The organism is Kitasatospora sp. NBC_00070 (assembly GCF_045041205.1).
In the GTDB taxonomy this organism is placed as follows: domain Bacteria; phylum Actinomycetota; class Actinomycetes; order Streptomycetales; family Streptomycetaceae; genus Kitasatospora.
In genome coordinates, this window is record NZ_CP108247.1 from 3828785 (window position 1) to 3845604 (window position 16820).

Here is a 16820-nt window from a genome sequence, read left to right on the forward strand (position 1 = left end):
TCAGTGCGCGGCCGGGATGTGCTGGGTGCCGATCCGCTTCCGGAACACCCAGTAGGTCCAGGACTGGTAGAGCAGGACGAGCGGGGTGAAGATCGCCGCCACGATGGTCATCAGCTTGAGGGTGTAGGCGGAGGACGCGGCGTTGCTGACGGTGAGCGACCACTCGGGGTTCAGGGTGGAGGGCATCACATCGGGGAAGAGGGCGAGGAAGAGCATCGCCACGGCGGCGGTGATGGTGATCCCGGAGAGGATGAACGCCCAGCCCTCGCGGGCCAGTTGGTTGGCGGCGAGGGAGCCGAGGAGGGCTGCCACGGCGATCACCAGGGCGATCAGGCTCCAGGTGTTGCCGCTGTCGGACTGGGTCCAGATCAGGAAGACCAGCGCCAGCACGGCGGTGAGCAGGCCGAGTTGGAGGGCGGTCGAGCGGGCCCGGGTGCGGATGTCGCCGTCGGTCTTCAGGGCGGCGAAGAGGGCGCCGTGGAAGGTGAAGAGGGTGAGGGTGACCAGCCCGCCGAGGATCGCGTACGGGTTGAGCAGGTCCCAGAGGGTGCCGACGTAGTTCTTGCGCTCGTCGATGTCCACGCCGTGCACGATGTTGGCGAAGGCGACGCCCCAGAGGAAGGCGGGGATCAGGGAGGTCCAGAAGATCGCCTGCTCCCAGTTGCGCTGCCAGCGCTCCTCCGGGCGCTTGGCGCGGTACTCGAAGGCGACTCCTCGGATGATCAGGCAGACCAGGATCAGGAGGAGGGGGATGTAGAAGCCGGAGAACAGGGTGGCGTACCAGTCCGGGAAGGCCGCGAAGGTGGCGCCGCCGGCGGTGAGCAGCCAGACCTCGTTGCCGTCCCAGACCGGGCCGATGGTGTTGATCAGGACCCGGCGCTCGGTGGTGTCGCGGGCGAGCAGCTTGGTGAGGACACCGATGCCGAAGTCGAAGCCTTCGAGGAAGAAGTAGCCGATCCAGAGGACGGCGATCAGGATGAACCAGACGTCGTGGAGTTGCATCGGGAGTCCTCAGTAGGCGAAGGCGAGGGGCTTGTCGGCGTCGTCGGGCCCGGGGCGCAGGGTCGGGTCCTTGGTAGGCGGTTCCTCGGTGGTGACGGGGCCCGCCTTGGCGTACTTGACGAGGAGTCTGACCTCGATCACGGCGAGGATCGCGTAGAGGGCCGTGAAGGTGGAGAGGGCGATCACCTGGGTGGTGACGCTGACGTTCGGGGAGACCGCGGCGGAGGTCTTCATCAGGCCGAAGACGGCCCAGGGCTGCCGGCCCATCTCGGTGAAGATCCAGCCGAAGCTGTTGGCGATCAGCGGGAAGCCCATGGTGAGGATGCCGATCCGCCAACTCCACTTGGTGAGCAAGCCGTTCAGCTCACGGTTCTTGGTGAGCATGAGCTTGGGGACTTCGTCGGGGCCGGTGCGGTGTTCGGGGGCCAGCCAGAACTTGCGGCGGGTGGTCCAGAGGCCGATCAGGGCCGCCACGAAGGAGGTCATCCCGAAACCGATCATGAGGCGGAAACCCCAGTAGGTGACGAAGATGTTCGGGATGTAGTCCTTGGGGTCGCCGCCGTAGCGGGCGGCTTCGGCGGCCGCCGTCTCGTTGATGCCCGGGACGGCGGAGGTGAAGTCGCTGTTGGCGAGGAAGGACAGTATGGCGGGCACTTCGAGGGCGACCGAGTTGTGGCCCTCGTTGACGTTGCCGACCGCGAAGATCGAGAACGGGGCCGGGGCCTCGGTGTCCCAGAGGGCTTCGGCGGAGGCCATCTTCATCGGCTGCTGACGGAACATCACCTTGGCCAGGCTGTCGCCGCTGAGGGCGGTGCCGAGGCCGGCGATGACGGCGACCACCAGGGCGAGCCGGAGGGAGGTCCGCATGGCGGCGGTCCTCTTGGGGTCGGGGGTGCCGCTCTTCTTGGTCTTCCAGAGGTGGAAGGAGCTGATGCCGATCATGAAGGCGGCGCCGGTCAGGAAGGCGGCGGTGATGGTGTGCAGGACGACGACCACGGTGGTGTCCTGGAACAGCACCCGGGCGATGTCGGTCAGTTGGGCCTTACCGGTGACCGGGTCGACGGTGTAGCCGACCGGGTGCTGCATCCAGGAGTTGGCCGCCAGGATGAAGTAGCCGGAGAGCAGGGTGCCGATCGCGACCATCCACATGCAGGCGCAGTGGATCTTCTTCGGCAGCTTGTCCCAGCCGAAGATCCACAGGCCGATGAAGGTGGACTCGAAGAAGAAGGCGATCAGCGCCTCCATCGCCAGCGGGGCACCGAAGACGTCGCCGACGAAGCGGGAGTAGTCGGACCAGTTCATCCCGAACTGGAACTCCTGGACGATGCCGGTCACCACGCCCATGGCGATGTTGATCAGGAAGAGCTTGCCCCAGAACTTGGTGGCGTGGAAGTACTTCTCCTTGCCGGTGCGGACCCAGGCCGTCTCCAGGCCCGCCACCAGGGACGCCAGACTGATCGTCAGCGGAACGAAGAGGTAGTGGTAGACGGTGGTGATCCCGAACTGCCATCGCGCGATGGTCTCGTGAGCGACTGCTAGGTCCACTTCGCCCTCTCTCCGGCCGGTGATGTTTCACACATAACGGACAGATAGCATCTTTAGCAGATTTAGGCTCAGATGCGATCAAGCTTGTCCGCTTGTGAACGTGTTCACGTTCACAAGGAGAGTATCCACGATGCTTAGGTCGGTTCGAACACCGGGGTCAGGCCGGGGGCAGCCGGAGCTGGAAGACCGCGCCCTCGCCCACGCCGGACTCCACCGTCAGGGAGCCGTGGTGCGCGCTGGTGAGGGCGTGGGCGATGGCCAGGCCGAGACCGGCGCCACCGCCGTCCTGGCGGCTGCGGGAGAGGTCGACGCGGTAGAACCGGTCGAAGATCTGGGCGGACTGATCGGGGGTCAGGCCCGGTCCCGAGTCGGCCACCTCGAGCACGCAGTGGGTCGTGGTCCGGCCCACGCCGATCCGGACCGGGGTGCCGGGCGGGGTGTGCTTCGCGGCGTTGCCGACCAGGTTGGTGACCACCTGGCGGAGCCTGGCCTCGTCACCGAGCACCGGGGCGGGCTGGGGGGCGCCGGCGCCGGCCGGGCCGGTCAGCGAGACCGGGCGGCCCGGGTCGAGCGCGGTCAGGTCGTGCAGGGCGTCGGCCGCCAGCGTGCGGAGGTCCATCGGGGCCAGGTCGAGCGGGCGCTCCTCGTCCAGCCGGGCGAGGGTCAGCAGGTCCTCGACCAGGGTACCGAGGCGGATCGCCTCGGACTCGATCCGGTCCATCGCCCGGTCGGTGTCCTGGAGGGCGCCCATCCGGTGCAGTTCGGCGAAGCCCCGGATGCCGGCGAGCGGGGTCCGCAGCTCGTGGGAGGCGTCGGCGACGAAGCGGCGCATCCGGGCCTCCGAGCGGGCCCGGGCGGCGAAGGCCGATTCGAGCTGGCCGAGCATGCTGTTCAGCGCGGCGGTGAGCCGGCCCACCTCGGTGGTGGTCGGGGGCTGGGTGATCCGGTGCGAGAGGCCGCCGGTGGCGATCAGCTCGGCGTCCTGCTCGATCCGGGACAGCGGGCGCAGCCCGGCCCGGACGGCGACCGCGCCGAGGGCGGTGATCAGCAGCAGCACCACGCCGCCGATCGCGAGGAAGGAGGTCTCCAGCCGGGAGACGGTGGAGTCGACGTCGTCGAGCGAGATCGCGGTCAGCACGTACTGCGAGGTGCTCGGGGTGCTCTTGGCGATCGGCAGCACGAGCACCCGCCAGCGGTGGCCCGGGTGCTCGCCGGGGGCGTCGAAGGGCCGGTCGAGCGGGCCCAGGCCGGTGAGGCGGGGGCCGGGGTCGGCGTCGCTCATCGGTTCGCGGAGCACCTGGTCGACGCTGCCGTCGGCGCCCAGGAACTGCACCAGGTACTGGCTGGGCAGCGCCGGGGCGAGCCGGCGGTTGGCCGCCTGGTTGAGCTGGCGGGCCTCCAGGGCACGCTCCGGGTCGCGGCGGGAGAGCGGCTCGGCGAACCGCTGGAGCTGCTCGTCCGCCCGGTCCACCAGGTTGCCCCGGACGGTGCCGAGCACGAAGACGTCGCTGGCCGCCAGGCCGGTGATGACCAGCAGCAGGGTGAGCAGCAGCAGCCTGGTGCGGAGCGAGACCCGGGACATCTACGACAGCGGGCGGCGGAGCGCGTAGCCGATGCCGCGGACGGTGTGGATCAGCTTGGGGCCGTGCGCCGGGCCCGAGTCGAGCTTGCGGCGCAGGTAGGAGACGTACGACTCGACGATGGAGAGGTCGCCGCCGAAGTCGTAGGCCCAGACGTGGTCCAGGATCTGCGCCTTGGAGACCACCCGGTTCACGTTGGCCATCAGGTAGTGCAGCAGCTTGAACTCGGTCGGCGAGAGGCCGATCGGCTGGTCCGCCCTGGTCACCTCGTGCGCGGTCGGATCGAGGGTCAGGTCACCGACCGTCAGCCGGCCGTCCTCGACCGGTCCGCCGGCCCGGCGCAGGATCGCCCTGATCCGGGCTATCAGCTCCTCCAGGCTGAACGGCTTGGTGACGTAGTCGTCCGCGCCGGCCGCCAGGCCGTGCACCTTGTCGGTGGTGCCGTCCTTGGCGGTGAGGAAGAGCACCGGCACGTGGTCCACCGGCTGCGGCCACTGGGCCTGCTCGCGGAGCCGCTCGACCACGGTGAAGCCGTCCAGGTCCGGCAGCATCACGTCGAGCACCACCAGGTCGGGGCGCTCGGCCGCGATCGAGCTCAGCGCCTCCTCGCCGGTGGCCGCCGAGGCCACCCGGAATCCGGAGAACCGGAGGGAGGCGGAGAGCAGTTCGCGGATGTTCGGCTCGTCGTCCACCACCAGCAGGTACGCCTCGCCGGTGGCGGCGCTGGTCGGGCTCATGGGCGTGGTCGCTGTCCGTTGCACTGCTGGTCCGCCTCCCGGTCGGGCTTGGTCCCCTTCGGCCGTACTCCAAGGACGATAGCCCGGGGAGCGTACGCCCGGTTGATGAGGACCTGATGAGATCAGGTCAGCCGGTGGGCGAGGGCGCCGCCGCTCCGGGCCGGTTCCCGCCGAAACCGCCGAAGCCGCCCGCGGCCGCACCCTCGGTGAGCTGGCTGGCCGTGTACCCGCCGGAGGCGTCCGGGGTGCCGACCACGGTGACCGTCTGGCCGGGCTGCAGGTCGGCGGCCTTGCCCTCCTTGGCGAGCTGGACCTTGGTGGTGTCGGTGGTGGTGACCTTGACGGTGTTCCCGTTGGCGTCCGTCAGGTAGACGGTGGAGCCGTCCACCGCCTTGACGGTGCCCCGGGTGAAGCCGCCGGGCTGCTGGTTGGTGTTGGTGCCGCCGGTGCCGTTCTGGCCCCGGCGGGTCCCGCCGCCGTAGCCGTTCTGACCGCCCGCCTGCTGGTTGGGGCCGGCCGCGCGCGGCGAGGAGGCCGGGGTGCCGTTGCTCTTCTGGTACTGGACGCCGCCCGCGAAGGCGAGCGAGGTGAGCACGGCACCGGCGAGCACCAGGGTCGGCCAGGGGAGCTTGCGCCGGGGGGCGGCGGCCAACTCGGCGGACACGTCCCGGGCGTCGGGCGGGGTGGCGAGCGGGTCGTCGGTGGTCGGAGTCTCGGAGGTCATGGTGGCTCCTTATTCGTGACGGAGGGCGTCGATGGGGCGCAGCGCGGCGGCCCGGTTGGCGGGGTAGCTGCCGAAGAACAGGCCGATGGCGACCGCGATCGCGAACGCCCCGAGCACGGATTCCGGGATCACCACCGGGGTGATGCCGACGATGGTGAACCGGGACCCGAACAGGCCGGCCGCCACCCCGAGCCCCGCGCCGATCACGGAGAGCAGGGTCGACTCGGTGAGGAACTGGCCGAGGATGGCGGCCCGGGGGGCGCCGAGCGCCTTGCGGATGCCGATCTCCCTGGTCCGCTCGGTCACCGTGACCAGCATGATGTTGGTGATCCCGATCCCGCCGACCAGCAGCGAGATCGCGGCCACCGCGCCGAGCAGCACGGTGAAGGTCTTGGTGGTGGACTCCCGGGCGGTCAGCAGCGAGGTCTGGTTGCTGATCCGGAAGTCCGCCTTGGTCGGGTCGGCGATCGCGTGCGAGCCGAGCAGCACCCGGCTGATCTCGGCCTGCGCCTCGGTGGTCGACTCGGCGCTGCTCGCCTGGACCAGGATCTGGCTGACCGAGCCGAAGCCGGTGAAGGCGTTCTGCACCGTGGGCAGCGGCGCGATCACCACGTCGTCCGGGTCGCTGAAGCCGCTGCTGCCCTTGGTCTGCAGCACCCCGGTCACGGTGAACGGGGTGCCGCCGATCACGATCCGCTTGCCGACCGGGTCCTCGCCGGCGAACAGCTGGGTCGCGGTGGTGGAGCCGATCACCGCCACCTTGCGGGAGTTGAGCACGTCGTCGTTGGAGAAGTAGTCGCCCTTGGCGATCTTCTGGTTGGCGGTCTCGAAGTACGCCGGGTAGGTGCCGACGATCGATCCCGGCGCGTGCGAGATGTCCCCGTACAGGGCCGTGCCCGAGGTGGTGACCACCGGGGCGACCGACTTGATCGCCGGGGCCTGCGCCTCGGCCAGCGCCTTGGCGTCCTTGACCGTGAGCGGCTTGGCGGCGGTGGCCGAACCGCGCAGGTTGCTGGAGCTGACGGTGAGTGAGTTGGTGCCGAGCGCGGTGATGGAGTTCTTCACCGCGACCGAGGAGCCGTTGCCGACCGCGAGCAGCAGGATCACGGCGGCCACCCCGATCAGCACGCCGAGCATGGTCAGGGCGGACCTGACCTTGTTGGCGGCCAGGCCGCCGAAGGCGAAGCGGATCATCTGCCAGGCGATCACACCGCCACCCCCTGCCGGACGTCCGAGGCGATGGCGCCGTCCACCAGGCGGATCACGCGCTTGGCGCGTTCGGCGACCTCGTCCTCGTGGGTGATCAGGACGACCGTGCGGCCGGTCCGGTTGAGTCCTTCGATGATGGTGAGCACCTCGTCGGTGGAGCGGCTGTCCAGGTTTCCGGTCGGCTCGTCCGCCAGCAGCATGGCCGGTGCGGTCACCAACGCTCGCGCCACCGCGACACGTTGCTGCTGACCGCCGGAGAGCTCGTTCGGCTTGTGCCCGGCCCGGTCGGCCAGCCCGACGCGCTCCAGCGCGGCCAGCGCCCGGCGGCGGCGTTCGGCGGAGCGGACGCCCGCGTAGGCGAGCGGGAGCTCCACCTGTGCCAGGGCGGTGGTCCGCGGGACCAGGTTGAAGGACTGGAAGATGAAGCCGATCTTGCGGTTGCGGACCAGCGAGAGCTGCTGCTCGTCCAGGTGCCCGACGTCGGTGCCGTCCAGCAGGTAGCGGCCGGCGGTCGGCACGTCCAGGCAGCCGAGGATGTTCATCAGGGTGGACTTGCCCGAGCCCGAACTGCCCATCACCGCAACGAAGTCGCCCTCCTCGATGTCCAGGCTGACGCCGAGCGGGCTGCCGTCGGGGCCGTCCGGGCCGCGCAGCGCGTGCACGGTGGCGTCCCCGTGGCCGTAGCGCTTGGCGACGCTGCGGAGCTGGATCACCGGAGGCTTGCCGCCCATCAACGCGCGCCGCCCGTACCGCCGTTGCGGGTGCCGCCGCCCTGGCCGCCGCCGGCCACCCCGAGGCCGGGGAAGTTGCCGCTCGGGAAGCCGTTGCCGCCGCTGACCGTGGTGCTGACCAGTTCGACCCGGTCACCCTCGGCCAGACCCTCCAGCACCTGGACGGTGCTGTCGCCCTCGACCCCGACGGTCACGCTGACCCGCTCGGTGCTGCCGTCCGCCTTGACCACCGTCGCGGTCCGGGAACTGCCGGTGCCGGAGAGGGCGGCGGTCGGGACGGAGAGCGCGTTGTCGGCCTGGCCGGTGATCACCGAGATGGTCGCGCTCAGGCCGGTGCGCAGCTTGCCGGTGTCACCGGTGATCTGCAGGACCGCGCTGTACTGCACCGCGCTGCTGCTGCCGGCCCCACTGCCGCTGCTGCTGTTCGGGAGTGAACTCACCGACAGGACCGTGGCGTTGAGCTTGGTGTCGGACTGGGCGTTGAGCGTGACGGTGGCCGAGGCGCCCTTCTTCACCTTGAGCGAGTCCAGCTCGGAGAAGCTCGCGGTGACCCGCATGCCGGTGGGGTTGGTCAGCACCACGAAGCCGCTCGGGGCCGAGCTGGTGGTGGTGGTGCTCTTCGTACCACTGCCGCTGCCGCTGCCGGTCACCGTGTCGCCGACCTTGCCGGCGACCGAGGCCACCGTGCCGTCGGCCGAGGCGGTCAGGGTGGTCCCGGCCAGCGCCGTCTGGGCGTTGGTGAGGTTGGTCTGCGCCGTCTCCACCTGCTGCTCGGCCTGGGCCACCTGCGCGTCGTCCACCTCGGTGGTGGTGGTGCTGGTCGCCGGGGCCTGCTGGCCGGTCCGGGCGTCCGTCTTGCCCGGGGTGCTGGTGGTGACCTTCTGCCCGGCCTCGGCCTTGGTCAGGTTCGCCTCGGCCGTGGTGAGCGCCTTCTTGGCGGCGTCCACCTGCTGCTGCGCGTCGGTGGTGGCCACCGTCGCCAGCACGTCGCCCTTCTTCACCGCGTCCCCGACCGAGACCTTCACGGCGGTCAGCTTCCCGCCCGTGACGAAGTCCTGGCCGGCGTCGCTGGGCGACGACAGGGCACCCGATCCGGACACCGTGGCCAGGACCGTGCCCTTCGTGACGGTGGCCGACCGGACCGGTGACTTGCTGGCCGCCGTACTGGTCCCGCTGTCGAGCGTGGTGTACACCACCACCGCCCCACCCAGCAGGGCGACCACGAGCGCGGAGTTGACGAGGACGGCAGCACGCCGTCGAGGGAGCGCCTTCATGCCGCACAGCCTGCCGCCGAGCTCTTGCCAATCCCTGTGCCCCACCTGGGAGTTCCCTGACCGTCAGCCCCGGACATATCCCCCGGCACCGCTCGGCGGGAGCCGGACGGCCCGGCGGACGGGGGCCACTCCCAGCCAACTCCCAGCCAGGGCGGCCAACCTTCACCCGGCAGGACCGGCCCCGTCGGGCGCCGGCTCGGCACCACCGGCCTTGAGGCTGACGGCAACAGCCCCACCGGATCGACTCCGGTGGGGCTGTTGCCGCGCAGGCGGCAGGTCAGGCACGACCCAGCTGGGATCGCCAGGCCGCAGACCAGACCGCCACGGGAATCCGGATCCAGGTGTGGAAGACGTCGTCGTCACCTTCCATGACGAAAACGAACCCCTGGTGCTCCCAGATCAGAATTCGCCACCCCTGCTCCAGATCGGCGAAGGGTTCACTGATCGTTCCGGTCGGAACATCGGCCTCACTCCAGGCCTCCATCCGGTCCCACCAGGGAAACGCCACGGTGACGTTCAGCAGGCGATCCACGAATCGAAGGGAGAGACCGTCGACCTCAGGGTCGTCGAACAGCTCGACCTCGAAGTTCCCTGCCTCCGGGAAACCCTCCAGGTCGAACCCCTCGATGTCCCGGTAGTCGTCGAGCTCCACGGGAACCTGCTGAAGCATGGCTGCCTTTCCTCTCTTGTCCGGACGGTTGCGGGGGCGGGTCAGGGATTGGCGAACGAGGTGAAGATCGAGTACCCGTCCGGCATGCCCGCATCCCGCTTGATGACGGTCACCACGGTCGCACCGGGCCCCCACGTGGCGGCATCCCGGTTGTACACCATCGCATGCGTGGGATCGAACATCGGCGAGTGGAAGGTGATCTGCGAGGTGTTCGAGTTGCCGAGCCACCACGAGATCCCGGACGCGTGCGCATTGATGTTCGTCTGGGTTTCGATCTCGGCGGCCCGCAGATCCGTGAACGAGGACGCATTGGGAATTCCGGGGCTCCCGTTGGGCTTCGGCTGCGTCCGACCGATCAGGTACGCGTCGTCCTTCGCCACGTGCTTGGCGATCGTGTGCCCACCGTTGACGTTCTCGTGGGAGGGGAGATCACAGGTGCTGCTGTTGTGCACCAGCACCGGGGTTTCCCCGGCAACCGCGAAGTACGTGTGCAGGTCACTGACCGTCAGATTCCTGACACCCTGCGACTGGGTGTAGCGACGAATGCTGCTGATCTGGACCTTGGTGCCGGAGGAGGTCTCCAGCCACTGACCGGGCTGCAGCTGATCGGCGTCAGCCCACTGCTTCTGCTCGGGAAGCCAGAAGGGGTGCTTGTCGGTCGCGGTGACGGCCTGGGGCTTGGCGCCCGTCGTGTCCGTGGCCGCCGGTGCGGTGACGGTGATCTCGACCAGGTTCTTCACCCCGTCACCCGTGATCACGGCGGTGACGTCCTTGGCCGTGATCTTCCCGGTGGCCGGATCGGACGCCAGCACCTGGTCGCCGTTGACGATCCGGTCGATCGGCTTCCGGGTTCCGTCGGCCATCAGGATCTCGGTGTCCGGCAGGAAGCTGTTGCAGCCCGGGGACTGCCGGCTGCCGGAGTTGGCTGACCGCCCGCTGGAACCGGACGAACTCTTCGCCTTGGAGCCGCCCGAGCTGCCGCTGCTCGCCTTGCTGCCACCGGACTTGCCGCCCGAGACGGTCGACTTGGCGCCGCTCGCCTTGGTCTTGCCCGGGGGCGGGCCTGCCTTGGCGCTCCAGTTGGTGCCTCGGCGGGCTGCGGAGGAGGCCTTGCTGGTGCGGCTGGTCGCCTTGGAGACGTACTTGGCGGCCTTGGCCGCGACCCTGGCTCCGGTGACGGCGCTGCCGACCACGGGGACCACGGCCGCGAAGGACATCGCGGCGTTCTTCCAGTCGCCTTCGGCGGCGTACCAGACACCGTTGGCGACGTCGGCGATCTCGCCGATCACCGGGATCATGCCGGCCACGTCGAGGACGGTGTGGCCGATGTTGGAGATGGCCTTGTAGTTGTCCTTGACGGTGTTGACGGCCTTGCTGACGGCCTTCTTGAGGCTGCCCCAGAACAGGCCGTCGGGGTCGGTGAAGGTGAGCGGGCTGTTGTTGGCGTACAGGTAGCCCTGGAGCTGCTGCGGGTCGGACGGGTCGATGACCGGGTCGACCGACAGGAAGGTCCCGAGCCGGGGGTCGTACTCGCGGGCGCCGAGGTGGGTCAGGCCGGTGGCCTTGTCCTGGGTGCCGCCGACGAAGCCCTTCTCGCCGAGCCAGCTGCCGGGCGTGGGCTGGGTGCCGCGCTCCTCGCCGAACGGCTTGGTGGCCCGGCGCTGTACCTGGAGGGTGGCGGCGTCGACCGAGGTGGTGCCGGTGTTGTGGTGGTCGGTGGCGGTGTAGGCGAGCCGGCCGTCCGAGCTGCGGACGATGGCCGGGCCGGCGGCGGTGCTGTAGTAGCGGGTGCCGCTCACCGTGTTGCTGACGGTGTTCAGGGTCAGCTCGGTGCTGCCCAGGTAGAGGGTGGTGCTGCCCGGGTCGCGGCGCAGCAGGCGGTTGCCGTCGGCGTCGTAGACGTAGGTGGAGGTGCCCGCGCCGGTCCTGGCGCTCTCCAGGTTGCCGTCCGGGGTCCAGGTCATCGTCTGGGTGTTGCCGGCGGCGTCGGGCTTGGTGAGCGTGTTGCCGGTCTGGTCGTACGTGAAGCCGGTGGTGACGGTGGGTCCGTTGCCGGTCTTCGTGGTGGTGCTGGTCGGGGCGTGCGGCTTGGGCTGGCCGGGCGCCGGGTAGCTGAGGGTGGTGGTGGTGTCCTTGAGCGGGTCGCCGGCCGGGTCGTGGTCGGTGAACGAGGTGCGGTTGCCCGTCACGTCGTAGCTGAAGGACTGCCGGTACGGGGCCGGGCCGCCGATCTTCCCGGTCTGCGGGGCCGTGTTGGTGCAGCCGCCGAGGCTGGGGACGGCGGGGCCGGGCTTGCTGGTGGTGGTGCCGAGGTCGGTCCAGGCCCGGGTCAGCCGGCGCAGGTGGTCGTACGTGAAGCACTGGGTGTCACGGACGGCGCCCTGCTGGGTGCTGACCGAGGTGACGTCGCCGGCCTCGGTGTAGGTGTAGTCGGTGATGTCGACCGGGTTGGCCTGGTCCTGCTTCTGCAGCTGGGTCTGCAGCACCCGGTCGGTGGCCGGGTCGTAGGTGGTGGTGAAGGCGACCTGCTTGGGCACGTCGCCGAAGGTGGTCCGCTGGACCTGGCCGAACTCGTCGTAGTCGGTGAAGTTGACGTAGTCGACGCTGTCCGAACCCATGGACACCGGAAGGCCGTTGACGTTCCGGCCGACCGAGAGCCGCTCGGACGGCAGTCCGCCGGCCGCGGGCAGGGTGGTCCGGCGGGGCAGCCCGGTCACCGCGTCGTACTGGGTGCTCGCCGTGTAGGTGCCGGACAGTGCGCCCTCGCCGTCCGGGACGGTGAGCTTGCTGCCGAGCGCGTTGTAGAGCGTGTCGTAGCCGGTGACCTCCTGGCGGTAGGCCTTGCCGTTGACCCAGCTGGTGCTGGCGGTGGGCAGGCCCGGGAGCAGGGTGTCGTAGTCGTACGTGGCGAGCTTGGTGCCGTCCACCGCGTTGAGGTTGCGAGAGGTCGGGCGGCCCAGGATGTCGTAGCTGACGTAGGTGGCGACACCGCGGGCGTCCGTGGTGGTCACCGGCCGGTCGGCCGCGTCGTACGCCGTGGTCGTGGTGCCCTTGTCCGGGTCCTCCGCCTTGGTCTGACGGCCGTGCAGGTCGTAGCCGTACTTCCAGGCGTTGCCGGCCGGGTCGTCGACCCGGGTCAGCTTGCCCTCGGTGTCGTAGGCGTACCGGGTGGCGTCGTACTCACCGTTCGGCGCGCCCGCCTTGTACTGGCGCTTCTCGACCGAGCGGCCGCGGGCGTCGGTGATGACGCTGGTCGCGATGTCGCCCTTGGGCGGGGTGGTGTCGGTGCGCTCCACACCCGGGTAGGACGTGGTGCCGCGCCACTGCTCGATCGCCTTCGAGGAGAAGGTCTGGGTGACCGGGCGGCCCTGGCCGTCGTAGAAGACCGCGCTCTGACCGGGGACCATGTTGTCGTCGGCGACGAACCGGGTCGTGGTCGGTCCTGAGGCGGTGTTGCCGTAGGCCTTGTTGGACTTCTTCGCGCGCCCGAAGGTGTCGTAGAAGGTGTCGCTGACGATGCGTCCGGCGGCGCCGTTCGCGGTGTCGCTCTGCTGCTGGACGGTCTGCCCGAACGCGTCCAGGATCTCGGTCCCGACCCGGTAGGACTGGTCCGCGCGCAGGGACTTGGTGGTGACCGAGCTGGTGCCGGTGTTGCGGAGCTCGTACTCCAGCACCGTGTTGGCGCTCTGGGTGGCCTTGGAGCGGCCCGGCTGCCAGGTCGCGGTGACCCGGCCGAGGGCGTCGAGGGTCTGCTCGCTGGTCCGGCCGTTGTGGTCGACGGTCTTGACCGCGATCTCACGGGTCGGGTGGAAGGTCGAGGTGGTCGCCCAGCCCTTGGCGTTGGTGACCTTCACGGTGTCCGGCAGGGCGGGCCCGGCCGGGGTGTAGGCGGTCGTGGTGGTGGCACCGGCCGCGTCGGTGCTGGTGACGACCCGTCCGTAGCCGTCGTAGCCGACCGTGGAGGCGGTCGTGTACTTGGGCTGGCCGCTCTCGAAGCGGTCCAGTTCCTCGGTGCCGGTGACCAGGCCGGGGCCGGTCAGCGTGCCGTGGGCCTGGCCGTCGTAGAAGGTGCGGTTGCGCCCGAGGGTGTTGGCCTCGGTCGGGGTGGTGGCGCAGCCGCCCTGGATCTGGACGGTCTCGGAGACCCGGTCGACCATCCAGGCCGCCGTGTTGCGGGCGTAGCTCGTGGTGGTGCAGATGTCGGCCAGGCCGTCGGCCTTGTCGACCACGCTGACGGGCATGCCGTAGACGGTGTCGAAGGCCGCGGTCTTGGAGGTGGTCTGCCAGCCGCCGTCGCTGCGCAGCGCGCGGTCCCGGGCCGAACCGCCGCGCAGCATCTGAGCGGTGAGCGGCGGCAGGGTGCCGCCGCGGCTGTGGCCGGCGGTGACCGGGGAGAGCCACGGGTCGGACTGCGAGGAGACGGTCAGCGCGCCGCCGTCGGAGGCGAAGGCCTGGGTCTCGCGGGGTGAACCGGCGAGCGGGTTGGCGTCCTTGACGGTGGCTCCGGTGCTGTCCGTGAAGGTCACCGAGCGCTTGCTGCCGTCGGCCTTGACGTCGCCGTCCATGCCGCGCAGGAAGAAGGCGGCGGACTTGCCGACCACGTCGGGCGCGGCGCCGGTGCGGGTGACGACCTGCTCGTAGCCGCGGAACTGGTTCCAGGTGCGGCGCTTGTCCTCGGTCAGCTCGTCGTCGTCGCGGTGCCAGGCGGCGTCGCCGACGTACTCGTAGCGCACCGTCTGGTCGGGCGAAGTGCCGAACGGGTCCCGTTCGGTGACCGCGGAGACCACGTACTTGTGGAACCAGTCGAGCACCGGGTCGACCGGGCTCTTCTCGTCCGGGCTCCAGTAGACCGGGTAGCAACGCTTGGTGTTGGCGTCCTGCGCGGTGGGCAGGACGCCCGGCGCGCAGTCGGGCTCGGCATACGCGACGTCGGTGACCTGGCCGGTCTCGGCGGTGATCGCGACGATCCGGCGGCGGTTGAGCGGCGGGCGGTTGTCACCGCTGGAGTCGACCCGGTTGTTCATCAGCTGGCCGGTGAAGGTGACCGGCGGAGTGCTGAGCTTCGTGGCACCGTCGTGGCCGTTGTGGGTGATCGAGGCCAGCCAGAGGGCCGGGGCGGTGTGGTCCTGCGGGTCCGGGAACTCGTGCGTGAGGTCGTACGAGTCCACGTCCAGGTAGGACGTGCCGCTGAGCACCTGGGTGGTGATCTTCGTGAGCCGCTTGGTGGACCAGAAGGTGGCGGAGTAGTTCTCGCAGGTGCCGGTGGCGGCGCAGTTCTGGTCGAACGGGACGTCGGGCCACTTGGCCGCGTTGGCCTTGGTGAGTTTGGCCGGGGCGCAGTCGAAGGAGCCGTCGGCCAGGCAGCGCTCGGAGGTGCCGAACAGCACCTGGGCGGTCGGCTTCACGGTGTCCGGGTCGGACAGCTTGGAGCCGTAGGTGATCTTGTTCAGGGTGCCACCGCGGATGTACGAGGTGAGCGTCCCGGTCGGGTTCGCGGCGGAGACACCGCGCTGGTAGTTGTTGGTCTCGGTGTCGTACCAGTGCGTGATCATCCCGCCCTTGGCGTCGACCACGAAGTCGAGGTTCCAGCGCCAGGCCTGGTTGCAGAAGGAGTCCGCGAAGGCCGCCTTGTTGCACTCCTCGCCCGCGTTGTTGCCGTAGACGGGGGTGGTCCAGGCGGAGTTGGTGGCCGGCGCGGCGGGGTTGCCCGGCTTGCGGCCGGCCCCGAACCAGTACTGGGTACCGTCGGTGGTGGTGACCCGCCAGTGCTCACCGTTGTTGTCACCGTTGGCGGCTCCGGTGAGCAGCTCGACCTTGGAGGCGTCATCGCCCTCGAGCCGCCAGGTGCCGGTGGTGTCGTCCTTGACCAGGACGGAGGAGCGACCGTTCAGCGAGATGGTGGCGTTGTAGCCGGAGAGGCACTGCTCGCCCGAGCCGGTCTGGCCGTCCTTCGCGCAGGGCTTGAAACGGCGCTCGACGAAGCCCGGGGTGTAGTCCCAGCCCTCGCCGATCCAGGAGGCCTGGTTGTTGGTCGCGGCAGTACGGCCGTCGACCGCCTGGGAGCTGTAGGAGAGTCCGACGTTCGGCTTGGAGCCTCCGAGGCCATCCGGCACGTCGATCGGGTAGGACCAGCTGAAGCCGCCGGTGTTGCCACCCGCGCTCCAGGTACCGGACGGGGCAAGGCTGCTGACGCCGTAGTTGCCCGCACCACCGCCGGGAGCGGCAGTGGCGGCCAGCACCATGGCACCGCCGCCGGGCGCGGCGTTCAGCCGGGTGGAGCCGGCCGGAGCGGGGGCGGCGCCGCCGGTCGGCATCGCGACCTCGGCGCTCAGCAGACCCGGCCGGGCCGGGTCGGTAGCGGTCTGCACCGGCGTCTGGGTACGGCACTCGGCCCGGTCGGGCGTGGTCAGCGCGCATGCGGGCAGCGCCACCAGGCGGGCCCGGGAGAGCCAGTCACCACCATACGCACCGGCGATCCCGGCGACGTCCACGGAGACCTTGACGGGGGCGCCGGCCTCGGTGCCCTCGCCCGATCCGACCGTCAGCAGCAGGCCGTTGACGCCGAGCTTCTCGGTGCTCGCCCGGTCGGCGAGCTTGACCCTGGCCTTGCCGGCCTTGGGGCCGGACGCGCGGCGCTGCACCCCGGGAGCCGCCGAGGCGGACGGGGAGTCGAGCCAGACCGGGGCGTTGCCCACCCGGCCCGGGGCGGCGGCACCGGAGGCGGCGAACAGCGAGCCGCGAGCGCCGGCGGCGGTCGCCCCGAGGTCCACCTCGGCCTCGGTGGCGGCCGGCCAGTCCACGGCACCGGGCTGCCACTTGGGGGCGCCGTCGCCCTTCGCCGCCCGGGCCGTCGGCGACGCCGCGTCCTTGCCGGGCACCGACTGGGACGCCGTCAGCTTGCCGGGCGACCAGCGCCTGGTGTCCTTCGGCTTCCACTCGACGGCATTGGCCGGACCAACTCCGGCCAACAGGGAGAGCACCAGCACTGCGGTGGTACTGGTGCGCCGGAAGACGGCTGACCGCCTTCTGGGTACGGAAAGTTCAGGCACGGCCGGCACGGCACGCCCCCCAATTTTAGTAATGATCAATTTCGGCGGGAGCCTACCTGCGGTAAAGCAGCGGTCAATCATTCGGCAAGGGATGACACCTCGTCACAAAGGTCATCAATTTGTGACGGAGCTCGGTGATATCCAACGCACCGTCACATTGGCGGGGGATCAGTGCCCGATTTGCCCGATTATGGCGAGCTATCACCCTCACCTAAAGAAATCATGAGAATGACCCCGGAGAGTGGATCAACAACACTCCGTATCCGTATGATCTGCACCACTCCCCCCTCCCGTGACGG

General features: G+C 70.0%; 10 protein-coding genes. All 10 read right to left on the reverse strand.

Annotation, left to right across the window (positions count from 1 at the left end):
• Window positions 1–1002, reverse strand: a complete 1002-nt coding sequence (gene cydB / locus OHV05_RS17790) for a cytochrome d ubiquinol oxidase subunit II (protein ID WP_405018566.1) — start codon at window positions 1000–1002, stop codon at window positions 1–3.
• Between the two features lie 9 nt (window positions 1003–1011).
• Complete coding sequence (locus OHV05_RS17795) at window positions 1012–2547, reverse strand: cytochrome ubiquinol oxidase subunit I (protein WP_405018567.1); 1536 nt, start codon at window positions 2545–2547, stop codon at window positions 1012–1014.
• Between the two features lie 157 nt (window positions 2548–2704).
• Window positions 2705–4129, reverse strand: coding sequence for a sensor histidine kinase (locus OHV05_RS17800; RefSeq protein WP_405018568.1), 1425 nt, complete (start codon window positions 4127–4129; stop codon window positions 2705–2707).
• Window positions 4130–4864, reverse strand: coding sequence for a response regulator transcription factor (locus tag OHV05_RS17805; protein ID WP_403039998.1), 735 nt, complete (start codon window positions 4862–4864; stop codon window positions 4130–4132). It abuts the gene before it with no gap.
• Between the two features lie 127 nt (window positions 4865–4991).
• Entirely contained in the window at window positions 4992–5588 is a 597-nt protein-coding gene (locus tag OHV05_RS17810; RefSeq protein ID WP_405018569.1) for a DUF5666 domain-containing protein, read from the reverse strand.
• A 9-nt stretch (window positions 5589–5597) separates the two neighbouring features.
• On the reverse strand, window positions 5598–6797 hold the full coding sequence (locus OHV05_RS17815; protein ID WP_405018570.1) for an ABC transporter permease: 1200 nt from the start codon (window positions 6795–6797) through the stop codon (window positions 5598–5600).
• Window positions 6794–7528 carry an ABC transporter ATP-binding protein gene (locus OHV05_RS17820; RefSeq protein ID WP_403040005.1) on the reverse strand — a complete coding sequence of 245 codons (735 nt, stop codon included), beginning with the start codon at window positions 7526–7528 and terminating at the stop codon, window positions 6794–6796. Before OHV05_RS17820 ends, OHV05_RS17815 begins: the two co-directional genes overlap by 4 nt.
• Entirely contained in the window at window positions 7528–8802 is a 1275-nt protein-coding gene (locus OHV05_RS17825) for an efflux RND transporter periplasmic adaptor subunit (RefSeq protein WP_405018571.1), read from the reverse strand. Before OHV05_RS17825 ends, OHV05_RS17820 begins: the two co-directional genes overlap by 1 nt.
• A gap of 277 nt (window positions 8803–9079) precedes the next feature.
• Entirely contained in the window at window positions 9080–9472 is a 393-nt protein-coding gene (locus OHV05_RS17830; RefSeq protein ID WP_405018572.1) for a hypothetical protein, read from the reverse strand.
• Between the two features lie 41 nt (window positions 9473–9513).
• A complete protein-coding gene (locus tag OHV05_RS17835; RefSeq protein WP_405018573.1) occupies window positions 9514–16458 on the reverse strand; it encodes an RNase A-like domain-containing protein in 6945 nt (2314 codons plus the stop codon).
• Between the last annotated feature and the right edge of the window lie 362 nt (window positions 16459–16820).

Bases quoted from the DNA above. Each gene is read 5' to 3' on its own strand.
- OHV05_RS17800 (WP_405018568.1), bottom strand. From the start codon at position 4,129: ATGTCCCGGGTCTCGCTCCGCACCAGGCTGCTGCTGCTCACCCTGCTG.
- cydB (WP_405018566.1), bottom strand. From the start codon at position 1,002: ATGCAACTCCACGACGTCTGGTTCATCCTGATCGCCGTCCTCTGGATC.
- OHV05_RS17805 (WP_403039998.1), bottom strand. From the start codon at position 4,864: ATGAGCCCGACCAGCGCCGCCACCGGCGAGGCGTACCTGCTGGTGGTG.
- OHV05_RS17825 (WP_405018571.1), bottom strand. From the start codon at position 8,802: ATGAAGGCGCTCCCTCGACGGCGTGCTGCCGTCCTCGTCAACTCCGCG.
- OHV05_RS17810 (WP_405018569.1), bottom strand. From the start codon at position 5,588: ATGACCTCCGAGACTCCGACCACCGACGACCCGCTCGCCACCCCGCCC.
- OHV05_RS17830 (WP_405018572.1), bottom strand. From the start codon at position 9,472: ATGCTTCAGCAGGTTCCCGTGGAGCTCGACGACTACCGGGACATCGAG.
- OHV05_RS17820 (WP_403040005.1), bottom strand. From the start codon at position 7,528: ATGGGCGGCAAGCCTCCGGTGATCCAGCTCCGCAGCGTCGCCAAGCGC.